Here is an 18896-nt window from a genome sequence, read left to right on the forward strand (position 1 = left end):
CGGAGCGTTGAATGGGCTGGATCTATCTGCTGATCGCCGGGGTGCTGGAATGCCTCTGGGCGATCGGCCTCAAATACAGTGACGGCTTCACCCGGCTTTGGCCCTCGCTGATTACGGCTGCATTGATTGTGGTCAGCCTGGGGCTGTTGTCACTGGCGATGCGCACCATTCCAGTGGGAACAGCCTATGCGGTCTGGTCAGGGATCGGCGCGTCGGCACTGGCGGTTGTCGGTATCCTGTTCATGCAGGAACCGGGCGACCTGATCCGGATGGGCTGTATCGGCATGATCATCGCCGGTGTGGTGGGGCTCAAACTGTTTGGCGAGGGGGCGGTCTAACCGCCCGCTTGATTTAACGGCTTACACGTCCCTACAGTCGATAGCGATCGATCGGGGATTTGTAGAAATCATCAATCAGTACGAAAAACACACACAAACGCATCAGCGACAGACAGATCCGCCAACAAACAACTCTTCTTGTGGATTTCGAGGTTGTCCAGCCCAAGTGCCTTCTTAAAAAGGACCGATACCAGCCAGGGTACTAACGAAACCTCATACCCCACTATTTTTAGATCAGGATGCTGATTGTTGTATCGGTTAATCAAAAAGCCAGTGCCCCGCTGTGAGACATATTTTGGGATAGGGGTCTGTCACCTTTTCCAGATTGTCAAATCCTTCTATGTACACTATTCTGAACATGACCAATATCCTGTACAGGAGTAGCCTTGTGGATGCCATTAGCTATACAGCCGCCAGAACCAATCTGGCAAAAACCATGGAGCAGGTCTGTGAAGACCATTCACCGGTGATTATCACCCGGAACAAGTCGCAGTCCGTAGTCATGATTTCCCTTGAGGACTACGAAGCGCTGCAAGAAACTGCATATCTCCTGCGCGCACCCAAGAACGCCCGACGTTTGCTGGAATCCGTTACAGAGTTGGAACAAGGTGGTGGCCAGGAAAAGGAACTTCTTGAATGAAACTACTCTTCTCCGATCACGCCTGGGAGGACTATCTGTACTGGCAGAAAACCGACAAAAAGATACTCAACCGAATCAATAAGCTGATCAAAGCGACCCAACGAGAACCGTTTGAAGGTGTCGGCAAACCGGAGCCGCTCAAACACGGCCTCACTGGTTACTGGTCTCGACGAATCAACGAAGAGCACCGAATGGTTTACAAAGTCACGGATGATGCTTTGCTCATCGCCCAGCTACGGTATCACTACTGATTTAATAGTTTTCGCTGCTTTACGGGCGCATTTTCCGGGAAAGGTTGCCCGGCAGAGGTGTGTGGTCCTGCTGCCGGGCGGTCGGGCTTTAACAGGTGAGTGTTTACTTCAGCTTGATCGCAAAGTGTTTCACAATCGGGGCGGTAATTTCCCAGGTACCGACGAAATCCTTTTCGATGACGAAGGCGTCGCCGGGGCCGACTTCCACGGGCTCGCCGCCGTCCGGTGTGATGATTGCCGCGCCTTCTATCAGGTGAATGAATTCCCAGCTCTCATATTTCGCATGCCAGGTGCCGGGGGTGGCTTCCCACCAGCCGCTGATCATGCTGCCGTCATCGGCGGTGTATTCGATCCAGGTGGTCATGCTGGGGTCGCCGGCCACGGCGGTCCAGCCCGGCAAGGGGTCTGTGATCGACTTGGCCTGGCGGTTGGGCAAACGGGTAACGGGGGTGTTGCTCATGTCAGAGTCCTCTGTACGGTGCCGGCCAGGCCAGCACCGGGTGGATAATCAGCTGGCCTTGCGCGAGGTTTCCTGCAACGGAGCGTCGGCCAGGTAGGCTTCCATCGAGTCGTCCAGTGCATCCAGCCAGAGGGTATGGTGCGGGGGCGCCATGGTGCCGGTCATCAGCGAGCGATAGGAGTGGTCACGGAAGGTCATGATGTTGTCCTTCTTGTGCTGCTTCCATTCGAGGAAGGTGCGGTTGACGCCATCAATGTCGAACGTGGGGTAGTCGGTCTGTTCGATCAGGTGGAGGATGTAGGCACCCTGGTACTCGTACATCTCCTGAGCGGTTTCCAGTGCCAGTTCCCGCTCGCGCCATGCCAGACTGTCGGCAGTCATGTCCTCTTTGGCGGGCAGCGGAATGCGGCCAAGGATAATGTCACGCACAAACCAGGCCTGGGCATCGAACATATTGAAGGAGTACCACTGGTCCTGCATGCCCACGTAGAAGAACTGCGGGTTGTCCTCCCAGACTACGCCCTTGTAGAGATTCAGCGGCCAGAGGCGGTTGTCGGTTTTGAGGCGCAGGTCGTCGGCAAGGAAGGGGAAGTGGTGCAGGTAGCCGGTGCAAAGGATGATGGCGTCGATCTTTTTGCTGCTGCCATCCTTAAAGTAGGCAGTATCCACGTCGACGTGGGTCAGCGCCGGTTTTTCGTCCCAGTTGGCGGGCCATTTGAAGCCCATGGGCGCTGTGCGGTAGCAGCTGGTGATGGAGCGTGCACCGTATTTGTAGCACTGAGAGCCGATATCTTCGGCCGAGTAGCTGGCGCCGACGATGAGAATATCCTTGTCCTTGAATTCCAATGCATCACGGAAGTCGTGCGCATGCAGGACGCGGCCACCGAAGGTGGAGAAACCTTCGTACTCCGGCATCTTCGGCGTGGAGAAGTGCCCACTGGCACAGACCACGTAGTCGAAGGTCTCGCTGTAGGTGGTGTCGGTGTTGTGGTCATGGACAGCGACCGTGAACAGTTTGGTGCTGTCGTCATAGCTAACGTTGCGCACCGGGGTGTTGAAGCGGATGTATTGGCGTACATCGGCCTTTTCGACACGGCCTTTTATGTAGTCCCAAAGCACTTCGCGCGGCGGATAGGAGGCGATCTGACGTCCGAAATGCTCCTCGAAGGTGTAGTCGGCAAATTCCAGGCATTCCTTGGGACCGTTGGACCAGAGGTAACGGTACATGCTGCCGTGGACCGGCTCGCCGTTTTCGTCCAGGCCGGTACGCCAGGTGTAGTTCCACATGCCGCCCCAGTCGGACTGCTTCTCGAAACAGACCAGTTCGGGGATGTCGGCACCCTTGGCTTCGGCTGACTGGAAGGCTCGCAGTTGGGCCAGACCGCTCGGGCCTGCGCCAATAATGGCTACGCGTTTCTTCATGGTTATCTCCACAGAATCCTGTTGTCGGGATCAGAGCGGCCACATCAGCGTGACCCTTGATAACCAAATTACCCGCGTGAACCGTCGGGAAAAATTCCCCGTTGAAGGTACCCCCGCCGGGTTAAATTCTGGGGTAGTCCGGGGGGGGTAGCGAAGGCTATGACGATGCCCTCAACCCCCAGTATTGAGCCGTTGTCGGCATACAGCCCACAGCCTTTTTCGCTGACCGGGACGAGGTGACCCTCCGCATGTTGCAGCCGATAGTGCAGCTCAAACTCGCTACATCGGCTGAGGGCTTCCTGAACCTGCTCCCAGACAGGGCCGGAGTCATCCGGATGGATCAGGTCGCCGTAGTTGAGGCAAGGCTGGTTGGTCAGTACCTCCGGGCTGTACCCCGTAAGTTCACGACAGCCTGCGCTGACATACTCCATGGTCCAGTGACGATTGTTGCGTCCTCGGTAGAGCATCGCGGGCAGGTGCTGCAGCAATTGATGCAGGCTGCGCCAGTGCGCTTCCCGCTGGCGTGACTCGTCCATGCGCTCGCTGATGTCCAGCAAGGTTATGGTGAGCGGCCAGCCCGTCTCCGGGTTCAGGGCCGAGAGTTTCAGCTCAAACCAGCGGCTTGTGCGCTGTTCGGTGGTCAGCAGTCGCAGGCAGACCGAACGCTCCAGCCGGATCAATGCTTGTTGCCACTGAGCACGGTCGCCCGGGTGCAGGTACTCGTGAAAGAGCATGCTGAGGTTGCCACGGCTCAGTTCCTTCCAGCATCGATTGGCCTGCAGAATGCGGCCATTGGCATCGATGACCAAAATGGCTGTTTCAAGGTTGTTCAATACGTACTCAGGCTCGTATCCGCTCGCCTGTGCAGATCGGCCCGATGGGCGAATAAGATCCAGCATTTGGCTCAGCATAGGATGTTATCCGGCAGTGGATTAGTGTGCACCCATGCGGCAAGTTCGAGTCGGGAATGCAGGTGCAGTTTGCGCAGCAGACTTTTGACATACACCTTGACGGTGCTGTCACTGATGCCCATCTCGCGGGCGATCAACTTGTTGCTGAGGCCGCGTGATATCCAGACCAGGGTTTCACGCTCTCGCTCGGTCAGGGTTGCATACCAGTGCTCGTCCGCTGGGGAAGCGCTGGTTGGGAGCGAACGTCCGGTATCCTGCAGACTGTCCTGTCGACGCAAACCCTCGCGCAATAACAGCATCATCTCGTCATCAAGCCCCAGCTGCCCGTTAAGGATCGATTCCAGCCGCTCCAGTATCAGGCCAGGCTCCGTATCCTTGAGCAGGTAGCCTTCGGCCCCCAGACGCAGGGCATCCATCAAATGTGTCGGGTCATCGGACGCCGTCAGCATCACAACCTTGACGCCGCTGTGGCGCTCCTTGATTGCCTGCAGCAATTCAAGGCCGCTCTGGCCAGGCATGTGAAGATCCAGCAGCACCAGATCCGGTACGGAGTCGTTCACCGCCTCCAGCACTTGATCGGGGTGGCTGAATTGGGCCGTCACACGGAAATGGCCGCTGTCCTGCAGCAGCTCGGCAACCCCCCGTCGAAACAGCGGGTGATCATCCACCAGCATTACGTTAACGTCTGTCATGGGCATAGTTCCTCGGCGATCAGTTCGATGCAGGTCCCGTTGCCGGGGGTGGACTCAAGACGGAACCGAGCGCCGATGCGACGCGCGCGTTCCTCCATGATGCCCAGACCGAAACTGTCGGCGTTGCGTTGTGCCGGCAGTCCCTGACCATCGTCCTGAATATGAACATGGAATCCGTTCTTGCCATGTGGCAGCAGTTGAATCCTGACTTTCTGGGCGTGAGCGTGCCGGACCACATTGCTCAACGCCTCACGGATGATCAGCAGCAATTCCACGGCAACCGGTTCGGGCAAAGGGTATCCGGTGAGGCAGTTATCAAGCTCGAACAGCAGACTGGAGTTGCGCTCGAAATCGGTAACGGCACACAGAAGCTCCTGATGAAGGCTGTGCTGCAAGCGGATGCGGGCGCTGCTGATCAATTCGCGTGTTTGTCGGTAGGCCTGACGGGTCTGACACCGGATGTCGGACAGACGTTCCTGCAGCTGATCCGCTGACAGCTGAGTGGCCTGCTGTTCAAGACGGCCGGTTTGAAGGCATAGATAACACAACTGCTGGGCGACGGAGTCGTGCAAGCTGGCGGCCAGGTTCTGTTGTACTTCCTGCCGCAGGGCGGTCAGTTGCCGTTCGTGTTCCAGTCTGATGTCGAGCCCGGCATGCACCGCCTGACCAAGATCACGCAGCAACTGTCGTCGGTCTTCGCCTGATGTGGCAAGAGAGATGGGAGCCAACAGCCAAAGCTGCAGGCCGCCTTCGCTGTCGGGGATGCGCAGCCCCGTTATTTCGTGCCTGGCAAGGGTGTCTTCGGGCTGCAGCTGGAATCGGTTGCCGCGAGTGGCGAGGTCCAGCTGATATTTCAGTCGGGCGGTTTCAAGCGGGGAAGGTTGAGGCCCGGTTCCATTGAGGGACCAGTGCACATCGGCAGTGACGCGCCACGCAAGCCACACGGGGCTTGAGCAGCCGGCGTCCAGCAGCACCTGACTCAGCAGGTCGGGCAAGGTGTCTTCCAGATTCGGACAGCGAACAAGGGTCAGGCTTACCCGGTGCAACAGTTCGCGTTGTGGATAATACCGCGGCTGTTCAGCCTTTCCGCCTGCCTGAACGCGTCCGAACCAGCGTGAAAAACTGACCGTCACGCCATCCTCCTGTTCGAATTGGGTCTAAACGTGAGTGAAAATGCACGGATCATGCCAGCATATTCAGGTCTACCCCTACAGAGGTAGCTCCTTTGATGAATTGCCCGAAAATCACTACAGGTAAAGAATTTTTACCCATGGTTGATGTGGCCGGCGCCGTTGTTCAGGTAGGAAAAGAGCCACACAACAGGGCATGGCGCCGGCCTGTGCACCGAATGGTGGCGCAGGCCATGTGAATGTGAGTGGCCAGGGGTGAAGGTATGAACACGCAATTTCATGATCATTTGATCACGGGTGAGCCGCCGGCTACGAGCCGCAAACGCATTGTGGCGCAACAGGCAATGCGAGTGAAACTGTTGCCGGGCGAGCGGTTGCAGATTGACTGCACGGACGAAGGGCAGTGCTGTGAGCTGTTCATGCTTGATGACGGCCCCGGCTCGGCGCGTGAGCGTCTGGAGTTGGGACAGGCCACTTCCGGTATGCCTGAGGTGCAGGCGCAGCTGCAACAGTCGCGCCCTTCGGGTGACAGGCTGCGGCAAAGATTGCTGGCATGGGGCGTTAAGGAATCCCATCTGCAACGCGGGCTTCATCTGGATGCGGAGCAGTTGCCGTGCATGATTGAAGCCACGGAGCGTACAGGGGCCATCCATCTGGTGCTGGCTGCGCCGGGGGCTGACATGATGCCGCAGGAGCAAACGACTGCGACAGAGTTGAATGTTGCCTTCTGGCGTTTGCCGGGCGAGATGACTGAGCTGCCCGATCCGCTGAGTGAGCCGGTGCAGGAGGTGCATGTCCCACACAGCAGCGCACGTGTATACCGCGTCAAGGCGGGTGAGTGGATTCAGATTATTGATGTGGCGGGCAAGCAATGCTCCGACTTCATCGCCTTCGATGCCGAGGCGCTGGAAAGAGGCGAAGAGATTACGCTGGATGCGGTGGCGACACGGACCCTGGCGGGACACGCCTTGCCCCAGCCGGGGCTGTACTCACGATTTGCCGACAACCGCCTGCAGCCGATGCTGGAGCTGGTACAGGACACGGTCGGTCGTCACGACAGCTTCCTGCTGGCCTGCACGCCCAAGTATTACGAGGACAGTGGCTACTTCGGTCATGTCAGCTGTACGGACAATTTCAACCGTGCATTGAGGGAATATGGCGTGGCGCCCCGCGCTGGCTGGCCCGCCATTAATTTTTTCTTCAACACGCTGATCGAGCCCTGCGGCACGGTTGGCATGGATGAGCCCTGGTCGCGTCCCGGTGACTACGTCCTGCTGCGCGCGAATCGGGACCTGATATGCGCGTCTTCAGCCTGCCCTGATGACATTGATCCGGCCAATGGCTGGATACCCACCGATATCCATGTCCGCGTCTATGGCGCGGAAAACCAGTTCGAGCGCGCCATTGCCCATCGCGTGGCGCCTGAGGAGTTGCCGCGCATGACCAAACAGACCGCGTTTCACAGCCGTACTTCGAAACTCACCAAGCACTTTGATGAATACCGCGGCTATTGGGTGCCGACTGAATTTGAAGGTTGGGGCGCGCGTGCCGAATATCTGGCCTGTCGTGAGTCCGTCGCTGTCATGGATCTGTCGCCGTTGCGCAAGTTCGAAGTGGTTGGCCCCGATGCCGAAGCGCTGTTGCAGTATGCCCTGACCCGTAATGTGCGCCGGCTTGCGGTGGGTGAAATTGTCTACTCGGCCGCCTGTTTCGAGACCGGCGGCATGGTCGATGATGGCACATTGTTCCGCATGGGGGAGCAGGCCTTCCGCTGGGTATGTGGCGATCCCTGGTCTGGCACCTGGCTGCGAGAGTTGGCAGCACAGCGCGGTGATCGGGTCAGTATTCGTGAGTCGACTGACCAGCTGCACAACCTGGCTGTGCAGGGTCCCAACAGCCGAGCGCTGCTGTCGGAGCTGGTTTGGCAGCCGGAAAACCGGACACCGGTGAGCGAATTGAAGTGGTTCCACTTCACCATTGGCCGTTTGGGCGGGCCGGAAGGCATACCGCTGATGGTTTCGCGAACCGGCTACACCGGTGAGTTAGGGTTTGAAGTGTGGTGTCATCCTGATGACGGCGCAGCGGTATGGGATGTGATTTGGCAGGCTGGCCAGCCCCATGGTCTGGCGCCACTGGGGTTTGCCGCGTTGGACATGCTGCGAATCGAGGCGGGCTTGATCTTTGCGGAGCACGAATTCTGCAACCAGACCAACCCCTACGAGGCCGGCATCGGCTTCACCGTGCCGATGAAAACCAAGGAAGAAGATTTCAGCGGGCGAGCGGCGCTGCAGCGGCAGTCGCCTGAGAGCAGACAGAAGCTGGTGGGGCTGGTGCTGGATGGCAATGAGCCTGTTCACCACGGTGATCTGGTGTACGACGGGCGCATGCCGGTTGGTCAGATAACCAGCGCAACGGCCTCGCCCTTGCTGGGCAAAATGATTGCACTCTGTCGTGTTCAGCCCGCCTGGTCAGAACCGGGTACCCGACTGGAAGTGGGGCAGCTGGATGGACTGCAGAAGCGGTTGCCGGCTCAGGTTCAGGCACTGCCTTTCCATGATCCGGAGCGGATCAAAGTGAGAAGCTGATACCCCTGAAAATACCTTTCATGAAAGCGTCCTTTGTGGGCGCTTTTTTTGTGCTTGGCTACTAAATGAACAATACGGGTGCACGCAAGTGCGAAAAAGCCCTCGTATAAAGCACGGTAATTATCCACAGGGTGTTTTATCCGAGAAAATAATTTTTCAATCAAGAGTTAATTGTTTTTAAGCCGTTATAAAACAATATCTTATAAATATTGTTTCTATATTTTATGGGTTGTGGATACTTTTGGCACATGGATTGCTTTTTCTTATCAGGAAAAAAAATCACTGAAGAGTAAGGATGCCCCGGCTTATATGCTGCGGTGCAGCAAACAAAAAGCGGTCCCTTTCCGCATAAACGAGGACAAGCCTATGACTGTGGAAACCGTGGAGTCGCTCAAGGCGACTTTCGAAATGCACCAAGCGATGAATGTGGAAGTGTTCTACTGGTGGTCTACTGCCATCATGTTCATGATCCATGCCGGATTCCTCGCCTATGAAATTGGCGCTTCCCGCGTCAAGAATGCCCTGACTTCAGGGATGAAAAACATTCTGACCCTTTCGGTCATCATTCCAACCTTCTACTTCTTCGGTTGGTGGATCTACAATGCCTTCCCGAACGGCCTGATTCCGATCGATGCTTCTGCGGCGCTGCCCTGGAGTGTGAGCATGGGGCCTGACGTTAAGGATATGGGTACCGGCATCTTCTTCGCCGCCTTCGCGCTGTTTGGTGCTACCACCGGCTCGATCCTGTCTGGTGCCGTGATCGAACGTATCCGTCTGAGCGCCTTCCTGATCCTGGCGGCCATTCTTGGTTCCGCTGTCTGGATTCTGGCTGGTGCCTGGGGTTGGCACCCGGATGGCTGGCTGCTGACCAAGCTGGGCTACCACGATGTGGGTGCGTCTGGTGTGGTACATGGGGTTGCCGGCTTCTTCGCGCTGGGTGTGCTGATGAACCTGGGTGCGCGCGTTGGCAAGTTCCAGAACGGTGTCGCGATGTATATCCCGCCACACAGCCTGCCGATGTCACTGATCGGCCTGATGATGATCATCGTCGGTTTCTTTGGCTTCCTGGGTGGCTGCATCATCTTTAATAGTGGTGATACCGGCTGGACCACGATCTATGGCAACCCGACCAACCTGTCCGCGTTCGGCTTCAACACCTTGATGGGCTTTGCCGGTGGTGTCATTGGTGCCTACCTGACATCGCGTGAGCCGTTCTGGACCATGTCCGGTGGCTTGGCAGGGATCATCACCGTTGCCGCGGGTCTGGATCTGTATTACCCGGGTCTGGCCTTTGTCATCGCTGCCAGTGGCGGTGCGTTGATGCCGCTGGTGGGTCGCATGGTAGAAAAAATGGGCGTAGACGATGCTGTGGGTGCGGTGGCAGTACACGGTTTCTGTGGCCTTTACGGTGTCGTGATGGTCGGTGTGTTTGCCTCTTCTTACCCGAATGTGGGTGACCTGCCTGATATTACTCTAACCGGGCAGCTGATTGGTGGCATCGTGATGGCACTGACCGGCTTCATTCCGGGCTGGGGCATCTCATACGTGCTGAAGAAACTGAATGCCCTGCGTGTACCCCCTCAGGTCGAAGTGCTCGGTCTGGACCTGGTCGAAATCCCGGCCAAACCCTACCCGGAGTCACTGCCGGCACAGGCGATCATCGAGAACACACTGGAGCCGGGTCAGGAAAAACTGGTCTGAGCTTTCACTGAAATGGCGCTGTCTTGGCAGCGCCCCATGAACGAAAGATGAGTCAACAAGGGTGCAAATGGCACCGAGGAGCACATCATGTTTTCAAGTCCAATCACCAGCTGGGAAAACGTATCCGCCTACTTCACGTTCGCTGACAGCCCAACTGGCATTGCCATCAGTCTGGCCGCTGCCGTAGGGCTCTATCTGTTTCTGAACGCAAGCATCATGAAGCACGAGAAAGCGGCGTTCGACAAACACCTGTAAACCGTAAAGAGGGAGGCTTCGGCCTCCCTTGGCTTTCAGTGGGCGATACGTCTGAGGGTTTCTGAAGGGCGCTCGCCGAAAAGGCGTCTGTAGTCGGTAGCGAACTGGCTCAGATGGTAAAAGCCCTGACTGGCGGCTGCATCGGAGATTGAGGTGCCTTCGGCAGACAACAATTTGCGACGTACCCGGTTGAGGCGGGTGGCACGCAGGAACTGCACCGGGCTGATACCCAGAATGCTTTCAAAACTGTACTGCAAGGTACGCCGACTGACACAGGCCAGGTCACACAGAGCCGTCATGGTGACCGGCAGATCGCCCCGTGCATCCACATACTCCCGTACTCGATCCACGACCGCCTTGCGATGCTGGTAACTGGGGATGACCCGCTCGTTAACTTCTGCCGTGTCCAGCAGGTTCAGCAGTTGCTGTATCAACAGGTCCTTGTGGATTTCGGTATCCATACCCTCGTCGGCTGCTGCCAGTATCCGTGTGACCAGCAGCGACAGCTCCTCGACCTGATGTCGGCTGCCGCGCAGACGCGGGTTGCCACCGGAGACACTGGACTGGGTAGCGATGCCCTGGCGCGCGGCCAGGCCGAACAGTTCTTCTTGCTGAACCACAATACTGAAGATGTTGCAGTCTGCCGGAGTCACCAGTTCGAAGGGGGTACTGCCGTGACGCCAGAGCAGATCTTCCTGCTCGACGGACTGGCCGTTGATGCGAAAGTGTTCACGATTGGTCGGAATGCCGAGCCAGAAGGCATCAGGCCAGACCATGCAGTGCTGATGTAATGCCTGATTGGTGTACTCGTTGATCAGCTGGATACCGTCAAACTGACACTCTTCGACACGGCCCTGAAAACGCCCGCTGCTGTACTGGTTATATTCCTGACTCCAGTCGGTCAGATGAAAGGCCTGCTCATTAATGTCATCTGAAACAGATATGCACCTCTGTGGTGCTTTTTGTTTATTTTGGTGCACCTTGGCCTCTTTATTATTTTTTCGATCCAGTATGGACGCCGTATTTTGATTCTGCCAAGTCCGCACCATCGTATTCACTCCTGCCCATGCACATTTGCCAATTTTTGATAACTGGCGCTTGCACGCTCTCGTTACGCTGAAAGTGCTAGCAATATCCATTCCCTTTCGTTGGGAGGCAGCGAAAGGGAATGGGCATCGACAATTTGAATAGTTATTGATCAGGGGAATGCTCATGGCTAATACAATCGATCAGGACTATCTGGCCAAGCGCCAGCTTAAGAAGGGGACAGCGGGCTGGGTCCTGCTGGCAGGTCTTGGGGTGTCCTACGTTATATCCGGCGACTTTGCCGGTTGGAACTTTGGCCTTGCTGAAGCGGGCTGGGGTGGATTTGCCATCGCGGCCGCACTGATGGCGACCATGTACTTTGCACTGGTGCTCTCGCTGGCCGAGATGTCGGCGGCGATTCCGGCGGCTGGCGGCGGCTACAGCTTTGCCCGCCAGACCATGGGCACTACCGGGGGTTACCTCACGGGGCTGGCGGTATTGATTGAGTACGCACTGGCACCGGCGGCGATCGTGATCTTCATCGGCGCTGCCGTTGAGGAGTTGCTGGGGATCAACGGTCCCTGGGTTTACGCGCTGTTTTACGCCATTTTCATCGGCATCCATCTGGCCGGTGTCGGTGAGGCGCTGAAAACCATGATGGTAATCAGCGGATTGGCGGTGGTGGCTATTCTGGCCACGGCGATTGCCTTGATCGGTGATTTTGAGACGGCCAACCTGTTCAATATCGCGCCGACCGATGCGGCCGGTGCCAGTGAAATACTTCCGTTCGGCTGGTATGGCGTTTGGGCCGCACTGCCGTTTGCCATGTGGCTGTTCCTTGCTGTGGAAGGGGTGCCTCTGGCAGCGGAAGAAGCGCGCGACCCTGCTAGTGACATGCCCAAGGGCATCATCGGCGCCATGATTGTATTGCTGTTCACCGCGGCGTTGGTCATGTTCCTGCTGGCGGGTGCCGCCGGCGCTGATGTGATCGGCAGCAGCAGTGTACCGCTGGTGGATGCGCTCAAGGCAACCGGCAGCAGTGGCCTGGCGACTGCGATCAACGTTTTGGGCCTGACCGGTCTGATCGCCTCCTTCTTCTCGGTGATCTACGGCTACAGCCGTCTGGTGTTCGCCCTCTCTCGTGCCGGCTACCTGCCCAAGGCGCTTTCCCTGACCAGCAAGCGCAAGGCGCCGGCCTGGGCGCTGGTCGTGCCGGGCATCTTCGGTTTTCTGGTCTCACTGACCGGCGAGGGTGACCTGATTCTGGGCATGGCAGTGGTGGGGGCGACCATTTCCTACGCACTGATGGCCCTGAGCCATATCCTGCTGCGTCTGCGCCGTCCCGAGCTGAAGCGCCCCTACAGGACCCCAGGCGGCATCTTCACCTCATCCATTGCGCTGGTGCTGTCGCTGGTGGCGATGACCGGTGTCTACGCCTTTGATCCGCGCGCCTTCAACTACACCCTGGTGCTGTTCGTCATCGGTGCCGTCTACTTCTTCGCCTACGGCCGACGTCATTTGGTCGCCAACTCTGCCGATGAGGAGCTGGCACTGATTCTCGATGCGGAACACGATCTTGATGAAATGGACGGTGTTCACCTGCCTGAAGCTGAGTTGCCGCTGCAGGCTGATACTTCTCGCGCCTGAATATCTGGCCCGCACCTTTGGGTGCGGGTTTTCTGGCAGTAAATGTTTTTACAGGATGGAGATAATCAGATGTATACCGATACTCTGGTGAATACTCTCAGGTTAGAACTGGGGCAGTGTCTTGAATATTGGCAGATGCCGGCTGATGCTCATATCGATTTACTGACGACGTCTGAAAATGCCACTTTTATTTCCCGTGATCGTCACACGGATCGGAAAATAATCATCCGTGTGCATCGGCCTGATTATCATGTGCGTGAGGAAATTGAATCCGAACTGGCATGGATTAATGACCTGCGTGCCTCGGGGCGGATCCATACGCCATCGCCGCTGGAGACCCAGAACGGCAGCCCGGTTATCAGCCTGAATGCCGAAGGGAGCGACTTTTTTGCCGTGGGCTTTGAGCATGTGAAGGGGGCCGAGCCCGATGTCGGGCAGAGTCTACCCCACTGGTTCGAGAAGCTGGGGGCGGTGACGGCCAGACTACATCAGCACAGCCGAGACTGGCAGCCGCCGGATTGGTTCGTGCGCAAGCGCTGGAATCTGGACACCATGATTGCCCCTGACGGCCTGTGGGGCGACTGGCGTGATGCCCCGGGGCTGACGTCGGGTGATGAAGCCTTGATTAATCAAGCGATCGGGCACATTGAGCAGGCGATTATGGACTATGGGCAGAGCGCTGATCGCTATGGGCTGGTGCATGCGGATCTGCGTCTGGCCAACCTGCTGGTGGACGGAGACCGACTGTCGATCATTGACTTCGATGACAGCGGCTTCTGCTGGTATGCCTATGACTTTGCTGCCGCGATTAGCTTCTACGAGCTGGACCCGATCATCCCGCAGCTGCGCAAGGCCTGGGTACAGGGTTATCGCTCGGTCGCCGAATTTTCCACGGCGGATGAAGCGATGCTGGACACCTTCGTCATGATTCGGCGCATCATGCTCAGTGCTTGGCTGGCCTCGCATGCCGACAGCGAAGCGGCACAGGGCTTGATTGATGGTTACATCGAAGGGACAGCCCAGCTGGCCCGACAGTATCTACAGAATAATGGCTGAAGCGAGGAGACATTACCGTGAGCGATATCCGTGGAATTCTGGATCAGAATGCGTTCAATTTCGACCGTCTTCAGCAGGCCGATGAGCGAATCGGGGCGCTGGTGCGCAAGCGTCTGGAAACCGTTGGCCCCACCTCAATGCTGTTCTATGAGGAACCCTTGCACATTGTGCGGGGCGAAGGGGTCTGGCTGTTTGACGATCAGGGGCAGCGCTATCTGGATGTGTACAACAATGTACCCTCTGTCGGGCATTGTCACCCAAGAGTGGTGCAGGCGGTGGCCGAGCAGATGGGCACGCTGAATGTACACACCCGTTATCTGCATGAAGGCCTACACCGGTATGCAGAGCGCCTGCTGGCCACGCTGCCACCGCCTTTGAACCGTCTGGTGATGATGTGTACCGGCAGTGAAAGCAATGATATGGCCCTGCGTCTGGCACGTCAGTGGACCGGGCATCAGGGCATCATCGTTACCGAGGCGGCCTACCACGGCAACACCTCAGCCGTGACCGAGGTGTCGCCCTCATCCTTCAAAAAAGGCTCGCTGCCTGAGCATGTACATGTCATCCCGATTTCGCAGATGCCTGAGCAGGCCGACCCTTCCGCCTGGTTTGCCGATCAGGTGCGCGCCGGTGTGGCGCGTCTGGATGCGCTGGGGTACGGCTGTGCAGCGCTGCTGGTGGATTCGATCTTCTCCAGTGATGGTGTCTACGCCGCCCCGGCGGGTTTCCTCAAGCCGGCAGTTGAATGGCTGCAGGCTCAGGGCGCGCTGTTGATTGCGGACGAAGTACAGCCCGGTTTCGGTCGCACCGGCACAGGCATGTGGGGCTTTGCCCGTCACCAGGTGACACCTGACGTGGTCACCATGGGCAAACCGATGGGGAACGGCTTCCCGATGGCCGGGCTGGCAGCGCGGGAAGAGCTGTTGGCTGCCCTCAATGAGGATGTGGGCTACTTCAATACTTTCGGCGGCTCGACCGTTGCGGTGGCTGCCGGTATGGCGGTGCTGGATGTACTGGCAGAGGAAGCACTGATCGCCAATGCCCGTCAGCAGGGTGATTACCTGAAGCAGCAGCTTGAGGGGCTGCAGTCTACCTTTGAGGAGGTGGCTGCGGTGCGGGGTGCGGGTCTGTTCATCGGCCTTGACCTGTGCAACCCGGCCCGGGATGGCGCGCCGGATGCGGCCCGGATCACGGCGGTCATCAATGCCCTCAAGCGTAAAGGTGTGTTGATCGGTGCCGCAGGCAAGACCGGCAGCACGCTGAAAATCCGTCCGCCGCTCTGTATTGCACGGGCTGAAGCGGACCTGTTTCTGGATCGGCTTGAACAGTCGATCAGGGCAACGGCGGGGTAAATCGCATGAACTATCACGTCGATATTGGCCAGACTCGATACTGTTTCCCGGACCTGAAAACCCTGATGGCAAAGGCGACGCCGCTGCGCTCCGGTGATTGTCTGGCGGGCATCGCGGCGGAGAACGCCACCGAGCGGGTGGCGGCGCAGCGCTGTCTGGCCGAAGTGCCGCTGAAACAGTTCCTGCACGAGGCGCTGATCCCCTATGAACAGGACGAAGTCACCCGGCTGATTCTCGATACGCATGATGCTGCCGCCTTCACGCCGGTGGCGCATCTGACGGTGGGCGACTTCCGTGACTGGCTGTTGTCCGATCATGCCAGCCGCGAGAGCCTGAGCGCACTTGCGCCGGGGCTGACGCCGGAGATGGTGGCCGCCGTGTCCAAGATCATGCGAATACAGGACCTGATTCTGGTAGCGCAGAAAACCGAAGTGGTCACCCGCTTTCGCAACACCATCGGTCTGAGCGGCAGAATGTCCACGCGGCTGCAGCCCAACCACCCCACCGATGACCCGGCTGGCGTTGCCGCCAGCGTGCTGGATGGCCTGCTCTATGCCAATGGCGATGCGGTGATCGGCATCAACCCGGCCACCGACAACTACCATGCAGTGACCCGGCTGATGCACTTGCTCGACGACGTGATCCAGCGCTACGAAATTCCGACCCAGTCCTGCGTGCTGACCCATGTCACCACCCATCTGGAGGCGATCAATCGGGGCGCGCCGGTGGATCTGGTGTTCCAGTCGATCGCCGGTACTCAGGCGGCCAACGACAGTTTCGGCATCAACCTGTCGATTCTGGACGAGGCGCACAAGGCGGCGCTGGAGCTGGGGCGTGGTACGGTGGGCCAGAACGTCATGTACTTCGAGACCGGTCAGGGCAGCGCGCTGTCGGCCAACGCACATCACGGCGTCGATCAACAAACCTGCGAGACCCGCGCCTATGCCGTGGCGCGCCGTTTCGATCCGTTGCTGGTGAATACCGTGGTCGGCTTTATCGGCCCCGAGTACCTGTACGACGGCAAGCAGATCATCCGTGCCGGGCTGGAGGACCACTTCTGCGGCAAGCTGCTGGGCCTGCCGATGGGCTGTGATATCTGCTACACCAACCACGCCGAAGCGGATCAGGATGACATGGACATGCTGCTGACCCAGCTGGGCGTGGCCGGTATCAACTTCATCATGGGCATACCCGGCTCTGACGACATCATGCTCAACTACCAGACCACCTCGTTTCACGACGCCCTCTACGTGCGTGAGGTACTGAACAAGCCGCCGGCACCTGAGTTTGCCGCCTGGCTGGAGAAGATGGGCATTTTCGGTAAGGACAATCGGCTGGCCAGCGGTTCGACGCTGCCGCCGCCCTTTGCCCATCTTCAGGACCGGTTGTAAGGAGGCCTGATTGTGGAAAAGAATCCTGTGGATAAACATCAGATCGTAACGTCCAACAGCTGGGCCAGCCTGCGCCGCCATACCGATGCCCGCATCGGGCTGGGTCGCAGCGGCATCAGCCAGCCGACGGCGCCTCAGCTGGCGTTCCAGCAGGCCCATGCCCGCGCACGGGATGCCGTGCATATACCGCTGGATGTGAGGCAGCTTCAGTCTGACTTGACGGAGGCCGGGCTGCAGAGCCTGTTGCTGCACAGTCAGGCGGAGGATCGCGCAACCTACCTGCAACGGCCGGACAAGGGACGACGGCTGGATGCCGACTCGGCGGCCTTGCTGAAACAGCTGAGCGAACAGCAACCCGCCAGCGACGCGACCATCGTGATCGCCGATGGTCTTTCGTCTACGGCGGTACAGCGTCATGCGGCACGGGTCGCGGCCGAGATTGACCGGCGCTTGGCCGCTGCAGGATTGAGTCGCACTCAGGTGTGCATCGTGCAACAGGGGCGCGTCGCCGTGGGTGACGAAGTGGGCGAGTTGCTGGACAGTCGTGTGGTCATTTTGCTGGTAGGCGAACGCCCGGGACTCAGCTCGCCGGACAGTCTGGGCATATACTACACCTATCAACCGCGTGTCGGGATGACGGATGCTGCCCGTAACTGTATCTCCAATATCCGCCCGGCCGGCATCTCGCCGGAGGATGCGGCGGAACGTCTGCTTTGGCTGGTCAGGGAATCACTCAAACGAAAACTCTCCGGTGTCGAGCTGAAGGACGAATCCGGTGTTGCCGAAGCATTGGAAGGGGACGGCCGGCGCAATTTTCTGCTGGAGTAGGCCGCGAGAGAAGGCACCGGTGCGGGTGGACAGGTGGTGCCTGTGCAGCTCGAGGTCGGAAAAAAAGCACGGCTTTAGACTAAACTGCTGGACAGATGCGTGCTTTTACGGCATTAATTAGACAGTCGTCTAATAAATTCATTGAACCGGTTCCCGGCGCCCGTCTCTCAGCAGGAGGACTCATGTTCAAGGCTATCGTACTCGACAAGGTGGATGATCAGCAGACCGTGGCATTCAAGGATCTGGATGAGTCACAGCTGCCCGAGGGAGACGTGACCATCCGTGTCGCGTATTCCACCATGAACTACAAGGACGCACTGGCATTGACCGGCAGTGCGCCCATCGCCAAAAGTTACCCGATGGTGCCGGGGATCGACTTTGCCGGGGACGTGGAAAGCTCAGACAATCCGCAGTTCAAGCCCGGTGATCAGGTGGTGCTGAACGGCTGGGGAATGGGCGAGAAACACTGGGGCGGTCTGGCTGAGAAGGCCCGTGTGCCGGGTGACTGGCTGGTGCCGCTGCAGGCGCCGTTCAGCCTGAGGCAGGCAATGGGACTGGGCACCGCTGGTTACACCGCCATGCTCTGTGTGCTGGCGCTGGAAAAGCAGGGCGTGAAACCCTCCGATGGTCCGATACTGGTAACCGGTGCCGCCGGTGGTGTGGGCAGTGTGGCCGTGGCGGTTCTGGCCAAGCTGGGCTATGAAGTCGCCGCCATGACCGGGCGCCCGGAAGAAGCGGATTTCCTCAAGATGCTGGGCGCCTCCCGCATTGTTGACCGTGCCGAGTACAGCGAAAAGGGCCGTCCACTGGCGAAAGAACAGTGGGCCGGTGCCATCGACGTGGCCGGTGGTCAGGTGTTGGCCAACGTCTGTGCGGCGATGCAATACCGCGGTGTGGTGGCGGCCTGTGGACTGGCGGCAGGCATGAACTTCCCCGCTACGGTGGCACCGTTCATTTTGCGCGGTGTGACATTGGTCGGTGTGGACAGCGTGATGGCACCCAAGGCAGAACGTCTTGAAGCCTGGCGTCGTCTGGCAGCCGATCTTGATATCAATAAACTGGAAAACCTGATCACCGAAGTGCCCTTTGAACAGGTGATCGATCAGGCCCGGTTGATGATGCAGGGTCAGATCCGTGGCCGCATCGTGGTGCCGGTATCCGGCGAATAATTATCAGGGATGCGATTCCCGACTATTAAGTCCTGACAATTA

General features: G+C 58.3%; 17 protein-coding genes and 1 pseudogene. 12 read left to right on the forward strand and 6 right to left on the reverse strand.

Translation table 11 applies throughout. From position 1 onward, the window contains the following. Nucleotides 1-11: 11 nt before the first annotated feature. The 3 genes from OZ656_RS02525 to OZ656_RS02535 all read left to right on the forward strand — a co-directional run bounded on the left by OZ656_RS02525 (nucleotide 12) and on the right by OZ656_RS02535 (nucleotide 1229). On the forward strand, nucleotides 12-338 hold the full coding sequence (locus OZ656_RS02525; RefSeq protein ID WP_278350185.1) for a multidrug efflux SMR transporter: 327 nt from the start codon (nucleotides 12-14) through the stop codon (nucleotides 336-338). Between the two features lie 388 nt (nucleotides 339-726). Beyond that, nucleotides 727-978: a type II toxin-antitoxin system prevent-host-death family antitoxin gene (locus tag OZ656_RS02530; protein ID WP_278350186.1), complete on the forward strand. Its 252-nt coding sequence runs from the start codon at nucleotides 727-729 to the stop codon at nucleotides 976-978. Beyond that, the gene (locus OZ656_RS02535) at nucleotides 975-1229 is read left to right on the forward strand and encodes a Txe/YoeB family addiction module toxin (RefSeq protein ID WP_278350187.1); all 255 of its coding nucleotides are present in this window, start codon (nucleotides 975-977) and stop codon (nucleotides 1227-1229) included. The genes OZ656_RS02530 and OZ656_RS02535 overlap by 4 nt, the downstream gene beginning before the upstream one ends. 103 nt (nucleotides 1230-1332) lie before the next feature. On the opposite strand, the gene OZ656_RS02540 is transcribed toward OZ656_RS02535, so the two are convergent. From OZ656_RS02540 to OZ656_RS02560, 5 genes are all read right to left on the reverse strand, one after another. Next, a complete protein-coding gene (locus tag OZ656_RS02540; RefSeq protein WP_278350188.1) occupies nucleotides 1333-1689 on the reverse strand; it encodes a cupin domain-containing protein in 357 nt (118 codons plus the stop codon). A 48-nt stretch (nucleotides 1690-1737) separates the two neighbouring features. Further along, nucleotides 1738-3111: an NAD(P)-binding domain-containing protein gene (locus OZ656_RS02545; RefSeq protein WP_278350189.1), complete on the reverse strand. Its 1374-nt coding sequence runs from the start codon at nucleotides 3109-3111 to the stop codon at nucleotides 1738-1740. Between the two features lie 68 nt (nucleotides 3112-3179). Further along, nucleotides 3180-4022, reverse strand: a complete 843-nt coding sequence (locus OZ656_RS02550; RefSeq protein WP_278350190.1) for a PAS domain-containing protein — start codon at nucleotides 4020-4022, stop codon at nucleotides 3180-3182. Further along, the gene (locus OZ656_RS02555; RefSeq protein WP_091827161.1) at nucleotides 4016-4714 is read right to left on the reverse strand and encodes a response regulator transcription factor; all 699 of its coding nucleotides are present in this window, start codon (nucleotides 4712-4714) and stop codon (nucleotides 4016-4018) included. Before OZ656_RS02555 ends, OZ656_RS02550 begins: the two co-directional genes overlap by 7 nt. Next, nucleotides 4711-5847 carry a sensor histidine kinase gene (locus OZ656_RS02560; protein ID WP_278350191.1) on the reverse strand — a complete coding sequence of 379 codons (1137 nt, stop codon included), beginning with the start codon at nucleotides 5845-5847 and terminating at the stop codon, nucleotides 4711-4713. Before OZ656_RS02560 ends, OZ656_RS02555 begins: the two co-directional genes overlap by 4 nt. Nucleotides 5848-6107: 260 nt before the next feature. Here OZ656_RS02560 and OZ656_RS02565 point away from each other — a divergent pair, with 260 nt between their 5' ends. The 3 genes from OZ656_RS02565 to OZ656_RS02575 all read left to right on the forward strand — a co-directional run bounded on the left by OZ656_RS02565 (nucleotide 6108) and on the right by OZ656_RS02575 (nucleotide 10385). Next, nucleotides 6108-8429: a DUF1989 domain-containing protein gene (locus OZ656_RS02565; protein WP_278350192.1), complete on the forward strand. Its 2322-nt coding sequence runs from the start codon at nucleotides 6108-6110 to the stop codon at nucleotides 8427-8429. 366 nt (nucleotides 8430-8795) lie between these two features. Continuing rightward, on the forward strand, nucleotides 8796-10130 hold the full coding sequence (locus tag OZ656_RS02570; RefSeq protein WP_278350193.1) for an ammonium transporter: 1335 nt from the start codon (nucleotides 8796-8798) through the stop codon (nucleotides 10128-10130). An 87-nt stretch (nucleotides 10131-10217) separates the two neighbouring features. Beyond that, nucleotides 10218-10385 (forward strand): hypothetical protein, encoded by a 168-nt coding sequence (locus OZ656_RS02575; RefSeq protein ID WP_278350194.1) that lies wholly within the window; start codon nucleotides 10218-10220, stop codon nucleotides 10383-10385. A 35-nt stretch (nucleotides 10386-10420) separates the two neighbouring features. Here the strand turns inward: OZ656_RS02575 and OZ656_RS02580 are convergent, their stop codons facing one another. Then, entirely contained in the window at nucleotides 10421-11365 is a 945-nt protein-coding gene (locus tag OZ656_RS02580; RefSeq protein ID WP_278350195.1) for a helix-turn-helix domain-containing protein, read from the reverse strand. Between the two features lie 232 nt (nucleotides 11366-11597). On the opposite strand from OZ656_RS02580, the pseudogene eat reads away from it, so the two are divergent. The 6 genes and pseudogenes from eat to OZ656_RS02610 all read left to right on the forward strand — a co-directional run. Then, nucleotides 11598-12989, forward strand: a pseudogene (eat, locus tag OZ656_RS02585) (ethanolamine permease); the annotation flags it as partial. Nucleotides 12990-13127: 138 nt separating this feature from the next. Further along, nucleotides 13128-14114, forward strand: coding sequence for a phosphotransferase enzyme family protein (locus OZ656_RS02590; protein WP_278350197.1), 987 nt, complete (start codon nucleotides 13128-13130; stop codon nucleotides 14112-14114). 17 nt (nucleotides 14115-14131) lie between these two features. Further along, the gene (locus OZ656_RS02595; RefSeq protein ID WP_278350198.1) at nucleotides 14132-15466 is read left to right on the forward strand and encodes an aspartate aminotransferase family protein; all 1335 of its coding nucleotides are present in this window, start codon (nucleotides 14132-14134) and stop codon (nucleotides 15464-15466) included. A 5-nt stretch (nucleotides 15467-15471) separates the two neighbouring features. Next, nucleotides 15472-16857, forward strand: a complete 1386-nt coding sequence (locus OZ656_RS02600; RefSeq protein WP_278350199.1) for an ethanolamine ammonia-lyase subunit EutB — start codon at nucleotides 15472-15474, stop codon at nucleotides 16855-16857. Nucleotides 16858-16884: 27 nt separating this feature from the next. Then, nucleotides 16885-17685, forward strand: coding sequence for an ethanolamine ammonia-lyase subunit EutC (gene eutC, locus OZ656_RS02605; RefSeq protein ID WP_278350216.1), 801 nt, complete (start codon nucleotides 16885-16887; stop codon nucleotides 17683-17685). Between the two features lie 182 nt (nucleotides 17686-17867). Further along, complete coding sequence (locus OZ656_RS02610) at nucleotides 17868-18854, forward strand: MDR family oxidoreductase (RefSeq protein WP_278350200.1); 987 nt, start codon at nucleotides 17868-17870, stop codon at nucleotides 18852-18854. Nucleotides 18855-18896 lie beyond the last annotated feature (42 nt).

Source organism: Marinobacter sp. LM1, from assembly GCF_042763285.1.
GTDB classification, from domain to species: domain Bacteria; phylum Pseudomonadota; class Gammaproteobacteria; order Pseudomonadales; family Oleiphilaceae; genus Marinobacter; species Marinobacter nauticus.

What these genes read in the sequence shown, in the direction of transcription:
- OZ656_RS02525 (WP_278350185.1), top strand. Translation starts at nt 12, where the DNA reads ATGGGCTGGATCTATCTGCTGATCGCCGGGGTGCTGGAATGCCTCTGG.
- OZ656_RS02535 (WP_278350187.1), top strand. Translation starts at nt 975, where the DNA reads ATGAAACTACTCTTCTCCGATCACGCCTGGGAGGACTATCTGTACTGG.
- OZ656_RS02540 (WP_278350188.1), bottom strand. Translation starts at nt 1,689, where the DNA reads ATGAGCAACACCCCCGTTACCCGTTTGCCCAACCGCCAGGCCAAGTCG.
- OZ656_RS02545 (WP_278350189.1), bottom strand. Translation starts at nt 3,111, where the DNA reads ATGAAGAAACGCGTAGCCATTATTGGCGCAGGCCCGAGCGGTCTGGCC.
- OZ656_RS02550 (WP_278350190.1), bottom strand. Translation starts at nt 4,022, where the DNA reads ATGCTGAGCCAAATGCTGGATCTTATTCGCCCATCGGGCCGATCTGCA.
- OZ656_RS02555 (WP_091827161.1), bottom strand. Translation starts at nt 4,714, where the DNA reads ATGACAGACGTTAACGTAATGCTGGTGGATGATCACCCGCTGTTTCGA.
- OZ656_RS02565 (WP_278350192.1), top strand. Translation starts at nt 6,108, where the DNA reads ATGAACACGCAATTTCATGATCATTTGATCACGGGTGAGCCGCCGGCT.
- OZ656_RS02570 (WP_278350193.1), top strand. Translation starts at nt 8,796, where the DNA reads ATGACTGTGGAAACCGTGGAGTCGCTCAAGGCGACTTTCGAAATGCAC.
- OZ656_RS02575 (WP_278350194.1), top strand. Translation starts at nt 10,218, where the DNA reads ATGTTTTCAAGTCCAATCACCAGCTGGGAAAACGTATCCGCCTACTTC.
- OZ656_RS02590 (WP_278350197.1), top strand. Translation starts at nt 13,128, where the DNA reads ATGTATACCGATACTCTGGTGAATACTCTCAGGTTAGAACTGGGGCAG.
- OZ656_RS02600 (WP_278350199.1), top strand. Translation starts at nt 15,472, where the DNA reads ATGAACTATCACGTCGATATTGGCCAGACTCGATACTGTTTCCCGGAC.
- OZ656_RS02610 (WP_278350200.1), top strand. Translation starts at nt 17,868, where the DNA reads ATGTTCAAGGCTATCGTACTCGACAAGGTGGATGATCAGCAGACCGTG.